Below are 6,682 nucleotides of genomic sequence, written 5' to 3'. Positions count from 1 at the left end.
AGGGCGAGACGGATTCCAGAACAATGGACCCCGCGCCAACCTTCGCCCCCTCCCCGATCTCGATATTGCCCAGTATCTTGGCCCCCGCCCCGATCAGCACCCCACGGCGCACCTTGGGGTGGCGGTCCCCTATGTTCTTGCCCGTACCCCCAAGGGTCACGCCCTGCAGGAGCGAGACATCATCCTCCAGCACCGAAGTCTCGCCAATGACGATGCCGGTGCCATGGTCGAGCAGGATGCGCCGCCCCAGCCGGGCAGCGGGGTGGATGTCCACTGCAAAGAGTTCGGAGCACCGGCTCTGCAGGTGCAGCGCAAGGTAGCCGCGCCGGTTATGCCACAGCCAGTGCGCCACGCGGTGGCCCTGAACGGCGTGGTAGCCCTTGAAGAACAGGAAAGGCGTCACGTAATCCGCCGTGGCGGGATCGCGCTCACGTATGGCGACCAGATCCGCCGCCGCCGCGCGCACGATGTCGGGATCGGCCTCGAACACCTCCATCACCAGTTCGGCCAGCGCGTCATCCGCCACCGAACGGTCCCCCAGCTTGCGCCCGATCAGGGCGGCCAGCGCCCCGCGAAAGGATGAATGGTTGCGGATGCCCGTGGCCAGCAGCCCCTTGACCAGCGGGTCACAGCAGCCGCATGCGCCGTCCACGATTTCTTCCCACAGCCTGACCGGGTCAACCGGCCCCAGCGTGGTCGGGTTGGCGGGCTTTACGTGCCGCTTGTCGGGAATTGTGGCTGACTGCTTGTTGGACATGACGGTTCCGTTCCGGCCATGCGGCCCTGTGTTGACATATATATCCGCGCGCGCAGGCTACAGCCCCATGGCCTGCCGGGCAAAACCACGGCGCAGCGGCGTGATGCGGTTTATCGCCGCCAGCCCCACATCCCGCGCCACCCGCAGCACGGGGTTGTCGTTGCCGAACACGCGCTCGAGCATGTCGGTTGCCGCCAGCATCAGCAGGTTGGCGGGGCGGCAGCGCGCCTGATAGGCCCGCAGCACGTCCGGCGCGCCCACATCCCCGCCACGGGCATGGGCCTCGGTCACGATATCCACCAGGGCCACGATATCACGAAAGCCAAGGTTCAGCCCCTGCCCCGCGATGGGGTGCATCCCGTGGGCCGAATCTCCCACCAGCGCCAGGCGCGTATCAACATAACGCTGCGCGTACTGGGCGGAAAGCGGATAGACCCACCGCCGCCCCACCGGCGTAAGCGCGCCCAGCCAGTCATCACCCATGCGGCGGCGGATCTCGTGGGCAAAGGCTTCATGCGGCAGTTCGGCCTGCCGGTAGGCCACCTTTTCACTCTCGGTCCAGACCACGGCGGACAGGTTGGGGTAGTCCGGCGTGGGGGCCATGGGAAGCTGCGCGAACGGACCGGCGGGCAGAAAATGTTCCAGCGCCCGCCCCTCATGCGGGCGTTCATGGGCCACGGCGCATATGATGCCGCACTGGTTGTACGGCAGGCGGGTGACGGGAATGCGCGCCTGTTCACGCAGCGGGCTGCGCCGCCCCTCCGCCGCGATGACGAGGCGGGCATTGATCACCCGCCCGCTGGTGGTGCGGATTACCGCGCCATCGGCATTGCGGGTCACGCGGGCCTCATCGGGGGCGAAAACCGTTATGCCGGGGGTGGCGTACAGCGCCGCATTCAGGGCGACACGCAGGGCGCGGGCCTCGATCATCGCGCCGAAAGGCTCGTCGGCGTCATCCGGCCCGAATTCAAGGAACAGGCGCGAGGGCGGTCGCCCGGGGCGGCCATCGGTCACGCGGATTTCGCGGATGTCGCATGCCTGCATGGGCAGGCGCGCCCATATGCCCGCATCCTCCAGCAGGTGGCGCGAACCGGCACTAATGGCGTAGGCCCGGCCGTCAAAGGCCGGGTTTTCCATGGGCGGCAGGTCCGCGCGATCGATAATGACGATTTTCATGCCATGCTGGGCCAGACGGCAGGCCAGCGTCACCCCGACCGGCCCGGCCCCAACAATGCAGACATCTGCCTCAAGAGCCTCGGGCGCGGTGCTGGCTGTCGTGTTCGCGGTCATTTCGTTTCCTGTTCTGGCCCCTGCGGGCGGGGTGGCAAGCCCATCGGATTTACTCCCCCCTGCGGGGAACGCACAAGCGCGCTTACCATACCCGGCATACGAAGGCGGATGACATGCATCACCCAATCAGCGTATAGACGGAGCGGTTATATTATCCTTCACCCACGGTCAGCCCGGACCGGACAGAAAAATGGAGATATGGTGAGATGAAGCTTGTCACAGCCATCATCAAGCCTTTCAAGCTCGACGATGTGCGTGAGGCCCTGACCCCACTGGGGATTCAGGGGCTTACGGTATCGGAAGTCAAGGGATTCGGCCGCCAGAAGGGCCAGACCGAAATCTATCGCGGGGCGGAATACCATGTCAGCTTCCTGCCCAAGATCAAGATCGAGATCGCGGTAAGCGACGATCTGGTCGATCAGGCGGTGGAAACGATCCTGGAGGCCGCGCATACCGGCAAGATCGGGGATGGCAAGATTTTCATCTCCCCGCTTGAGGGCGTCATCCGCATCCGCACGCGCGAAACAGGTGACAGCGCGCTCTGAGCATGGCGTTTCCCCACATCATTTCAGGACAGACCAGACATATGGCGACATCATTCCGTCTCAAGACCGCAGGCATGGGCATGCTGGCCCTTGTACTTTCCGCCAGCGCGGGCCATGCGCGCGAAACCGCCAAGGCCTGCCATGAAAAATTCACGGCCGCCCGCACCGCCGGTACGCTGAACGACCAGTCCTACAAGGCGTTCAAGGCCAGCCAGTGCGATACCGGGGCCACGGCCACCACCGCGCCCACGGCCCCCGTGGGCGAACATGCCGCCGCCACCAGCCCTGCGGCACCCGCGGCAGCACCCGTCGCGGCCGCGCCCGCTGCCGCCACACCGGCTGCAGCCACGCCTCGGCCCGCCATGTCCACCAGCGCCGTGATGCCTGTCGCCATTTCCCCCAAATACGCGCAGGAATCAGCGGGCAAGGCCCGCATGCACACCTGCCTCGACCAGTACAACGCCAACAAGGCCACCAACGCCAATGGCGGCCTGCGCTGGATCCAGCATGGCGGTGGCTATTACAGCCAGTGCAACGCGAAGCTGAAAGGCTGACCCCGGCGGGTTGCCGCATTACCGCACCCGATCCTGAAAAAGCAGGCCAGTCCAGCCGGACGGCCTGCTTTTTTTACGCCTATCCGCCCGGACGCCGCGCGGGGCGGACAAAGGCCTGATTGGTGGCGTAGGATATCCATACGCGGTGGCTGGCGAACCAGTCCGACCCCAGCAGCATTTCCAGGTGTTCACGCAGGGGGGCCACGGTCAGCGTGACATTGCGCTCAAGTTCATGCCCGACCTGAAGGCTGTCGAAACGGTGCCAGTGATAGATGTCCTGATGCCCGTCCACGCCCGCCGTCACCCCACCGGGATCACGCTCCAGACGGGACTGGCTGACACCTGCGCGCCGGGCGACCTCCGGCGAGACGATGCGTGAGCGCGCCCCGCTGTCCAGCAGCGCCGTGACCGGCCTGCCATCCAGCGCGACCTGCAGCAGGAAGCGGTTGTCCTGCCGGGTCAGGGGCAGGGTCTCGTACGGGCCGTCCCATACCGGTGGGGGCGCGCAGGCCAGCGCCCCGTGCCGGATGTTCCACAGCGTCAGCGTGCCGCCGGGCACATCCATGTCCAGATCGAAGCGCGAGAGGATATCCCCCCCCAGCAGCCCCGCCACGGGCGGGCGGATCATCGGCTTGCCCGGCAGTTCACCCACCGGCACGGACCGCGCGCCAAAATCCACGCCGCCCACCCGCAGGTCCGGAATGAGTGCGTTGGGCGTGGCCTGCGCCACCCCGCCCGTGCCATGGACGACGGTTTCATGGTCGGGGTCCAGCCGCAGCCGCAGGTAGCCCACCATATCAGGGGTCAGCAGCCCACCGTCGGAGCCGGTATCAACCAGCGCGCTCAGCTCATACCCCGCAATGCTGACCACAATGGACAGGTAGCCCCCGTCATCCCGCAGCGGCACCTGGGCCACGCGCTCATGGTTGCACAGGCGCGCGACCTCCTGCGCCCGCGCGCCACCCGGCCCGCAGGCCACCATGGCAGCCAGCAGGCAGGCCGCGAGGCGGGGGGCTACTGCCACTACGCCAGGCGCTCCGCCATGGCGTCGGTCGCATCAAGCAGGGCGGTCTGGATGCCGGGCTCTGTCATGGCATGGCCCGCGATGTCAATGACCCGGAAATCCGCCTCCGGCCATGCGCGGTGCAGGTCCCATGCCGTGCGCATGGGGGTGGCCACGTCGTAGCGCCCCTGCACGATCACGGCGGGAATGTGCCGGATGCGCCCCACATTGCGGATCAACTGGCCTTCTTCCAGCCACCCGCCATGGACGAAATAGTGGTTTTCTATGCGCGAGAAGGCCAGCGCGTAGCGCGGGTCCGTATGCTGGGCCACGGTCTGCGGGGCGGGGCACAGGGTTATGGTCCGTCCCTCCCACACGCTCCATGCCAGGGCGGCCTGCATCCGCGCCGTCTCGTCCGGGCCGGTCAGCCGCCGGTGATAGGCGGCCATGATGTCCGTGCGCTCGGCGGGGGGAATGGGGGCCAAAAACTGTTCCCACAGGTCCGGGAACAGCCATGATGCGCCCTCCTGATAATACCAGAGCAGTTCGGCCCGGCGCAGGGTGAAGATGCCGCGCATGACCAGCGCGCTGACACGCTGCGGGTGCGCCTGCGCATAGGCCAGCGCCAGCGCCGACCCCCATGACCCGCCGAACACCATCCATGTCTCGGCCCCCGTCATGACGCGCAGGCGCTCCATGTCGGCCACCAGGTGCCATGTGGTGTTGTTTTCCAGCGATGCATGCGGCGTGGAGCGCCCGCAGCCACGCTGGTCGAACAGGAGGATACGGTAGCGCGCGGGATCGAACATCCGCCGCTGGTAGGGCGAACACCCCCCACCGGGCCCGCCATGCACGAACACCACCGGAATCCCGGCGGGATTGCCACAGAGTTCCCAGTATATCCGGTGCCCCTCACCCGTATCGAGCCAGCCATGGTCGTAGGGGTCAATGGGGGGATAGGCTAACCGCTCTGGCATGGGCATTCCTGTTTCAAGGGACCGTATCGGTGGCATGGGGATGGGCACGTGTCCAGACATCCATGAGGCGGGCCTCATCCGCAAGGGTATAGCGCTGCGTGGTGGACAGGCTGGCATGGCCCAGCAGGTCCTGTATCACGCGCAGGTCGGCCCCGCCCTCCATCAGGTGGGTGGCGAATGAATGCCGCAGCGCGTGCGGGGTTGCATGCTCGGGCAGGCCCGCCATGTGCCGCCACGTCCGCATGGCCCGCTGCGCGATCCCGGCCTGCAGGCGACCCCCGCGCACCCCCACGAACAGGGGGGCGTCGGGCTGGGGCAGCGGGTGGGCGTGGCGCCAGCGCCGCAGGGCCTGCATCACCTGCGGCAGGACCGGCACCATGCGCTCCTTGCCCCCCTTGCCGCGGATGCGCAGCACGCCATCGCCCGCCACGGGGTTGCCCATGGCCGCCGCCTGTTCAAGGTCACGCACGTCCAGCGCCAGTGCCTCGGAAATACGCAGCCCGCAGCCATACAGCAGCATGAACAGGGCCGCGTCACGTGACTGCGCCATGGACGTGTGGGCAAGGTCGGACACGCCTTCGGGCACCTCGAGCGCCTGCGGGCCGGATAGCGGGCGGGGCAGCGGGCGGCGGGTGCGCGGCGTGGCCAGAAGGCCGGGGGCGGGGTTGTCCACGCCATGGTGGCGCGCCAGATAACGGAAGAACGACCGCAGCGCCGAGACCCGCCGCGCCCGCGTGCGCGCCGCGCGGTCCTGCGTGGTGGGGCGGCGCGCGTTCAGGGCCACGCCATGCTCATGCGCCAGCCATGCCCGCAGGTCCGCCAGCGACAGGCCAGCCAGCGCCGCAAGATCAGGCTCGGCCCCCAGATGGCCGGTCAGGAACACCAGAAAACGCTCGAGATCCCCACGATAGGCCGTAACCGTCAGGGGGGAGGCCCGGCGTTCGGTCTCCATCCACTGCAAAAACGCATCCCTTGCCGCGCCCGCCATCATGCCGCATGCCCTTTCGCTCTACCCGCCCGGACGATGGACAAGACACGGGCGGTGGATAACGGTAGAAAAACCCATGCCGCATCGCAATCCTTCGCAGGCAGAGCTGCTACCCACCCCCACCGGGCGGCGGGTGCGGGTCATGCTGACACTGCCCTTCGCCGGGCCGCTTGACTACCTGCTCCCCGCCCGGCTGGCCGGTGCGGGGCCGGGCGATATCGTAACCGTGCCGCTGGGCCGCCGCACGGAAACCGGCGTGATATGGGATGATGAACCCCATCTTCCGCCCGAATTCATGCCCCCACCGCAAAAGGAGGTCGCCGCCAGCCGCCTCAAGCCCGTCACCGCGCGCGCGGACCTGCCGCCCCTGCCCGCGCAGCTACGCCAGTTCGTGGACTGGGTGGCCGCCTATACCCTCTCGCCACCGGGCATGGTGCTGGCCATGGCGTTGCGCGCCAATGCGCTGGCCCCACTGCCCCGCCCCGCCAGCGGGTGGATCGTGGCCAGCCCGCAACCCGCCGGGCTGCGGCTTACCCCCGCGCGCCAGAAGGTGCTGGACATCGCGGCC

Annotated in this window: 8 protein-coding genes; 3 read left to right on the top strand and 5 right to left on the bottom strand. The window is 67.8% G+C overall.

All coding sequences use genetic code 11. From position 1 onward, the window contains the following. Together cysE and DY926_RS12435 are read right to left on the bottom strand one after the other, a co-directional pair. Positions 1-757, bottom strand: a 757-nt coding sequence (gene cysE / locus DY926_RS12440) for a serine O-acetyltransferase (RefSeq protein WP_116703656.1), incomplete at its 3' end; no start/stop codon positions are given. A gap of 57 nt (positions 758-814) precedes the next feature. Then, positions 815-2,047: a UbiH/UbiF/VisC/COQ6 family ubiquinone biosynthesis hydroxylase gene (locus DY926_RS12435; RefSeq protein ID WP_116703655.1), complete on the bottom strand. Its 1,233-nt coding sequence runs from the start codon at positions 2,045-2,047 to the stop codon at positions 815-817. Between the two features lie 206 nt (positions 2,048-2,253). Between DY926_RS12435 and DY926_RS12430 the strand changes: the two genes are divergently transcribed. Both DY926_RS12430 and DY926_RS12425 read left to right on the top strand, forming a co-directional pair. Beyond that, entirely contained in the window at positions 2,254-2,592 is a 339-nt protein-coding gene (locus tag DY926_RS12430; RefSeq protein ID WP_025814180.1) for a P-II family nitrogen regulator, read from the top strand. Between the two features lie 41 nt (positions 2,593-2,633). Further along, the gene (locus tag DY926_RS12425) at positions 2,634-3,146 is read left to right on the top strand and encodes a hypothetical protein (protein ID WP_116703654.1); all 513 of its coding nucleotides are present in this window, start codon (positions 2,634-2,636) and stop codon (positions 3,144-3,146) included. 79 nt (positions 3,147-3,225) lie between these two features. Here the strand turns inward: DY926_RS12425 and DY926_RS12420 are convergent, their stop codons facing one another. Genes DY926_RS12420 through DY926_RS12410 form a run of 3 tightly spaced genes read right to left on the bottom strand, consistent with a single transcriptional unit; the run spans position 3,226 to position 6,117 of the window. After that, positions 3,226-4,128 (bottom strand): retroviral-like aspartic protease family protein, encoded by a 903-nt coding sequence (locus tag DY926_RS12420; protein WP_241503199.1) that lies wholly within the window; start codon positions 4,126-4,128, stop codon positions 3,226-3,228. 41 nt (positions 4,129-4,169) lie between these two features. Further along, a complete protein-coding gene (pip, locus tag DY926_RS12415) occupies positions 4,170-5,126 on the bottom strand; it encodes a prolyl aminopeptidase (protein WP_116703657.1) in 957 nt (318 codons plus the stop codon). A gap of 13 nt (positions 5,127-5,139) precedes the next feature. Next, positions 5,140-6,117 carry a tyrosine recombinase XerC gene (locus tag DY926_RS12410; protein WP_241503198.1) on the bottom strand — a complete coding sequence of 326 codons (978 nt, stop codon included), beginning with the start codon at positions 6,115-6,117 and terminating at the stop codon, positions 5,140-5,142. A gap of 73 nt (positions 6,118-6,190) precedes the next feature. Between DY926_RS12410 and DY926_RS12405 the strand changes: the two genes are divergently transcribed. After that, positions 6,191-6,682, top strand: a 492-nt coding sequence (locus DY926_RS12405; protein ID WP_456305932.1) for a primosomal protein N' family DNA-binding protein, incomplete at its 3' end; no start/stop codon positions are given.

Origin of the sequence: Komagataeibacter melaceti, from assembly GCF_003403295.1 — a bacterium.
Classification (GTDB): Bacteria; Pseudomonadota; Alphaproteobacteria; order Acetobacterales; family Acetobacteraceae; genus Komagataeibacter; species Komagataeibacter melaceti.
The sequence above is the reverse complement of the archived record's forward strand: the minus strand, read 5'-3'. Positions and strand labels throughout refer to the sequence as shown.

Excerpts from the sequence above, each read along its gene's own strand:
- DY926_RS12435 (WP_116703655.1), bottom strand. The coding sequence starts at position 2,047 with ATGACCGCGAACACGACAGCCAGCACCGCGCCCGAGGCTCTTGAGGCA.
- DY926_RS12430 (WP_025814180.1), top strand. The coding sequence starts at position 2,254 with ATGAAGCTTGTCACAGCCATCATCAAGCCTTTCAAGCTCGACGATGTG.
- DY926_RS12425 (WP_116703654.1), top strand. The coding sequence starts at position 2,634 with ATGGCGACATCATTCCGTCTCAAGACCGCAGGCATGGGCATGCTGGCC.
- DY926_RS12420 (WP_241503199.1), bottom strand. The coding sequence starts at position 4,128 with ATGGTGGCCTGCGGGCCGGGTGGCGCGCGGGCGCAGGAGGTCGCGCGC.
- pip (WP_116703657.1), bottom strand. The coding sequence starts at position 5,126 with ATGCCAGAGCGGTTAGCCTATCCCCCCATTGACCCCTACGACCATGGC.
- DY926_RS12410 (WP_241503198.1), bottom strand. The coding sequence starts at position 6,117 with ATGATGGCGGGCGCGGCAAGGGATGCGTTTTTGCAGTGGATGGAGACC.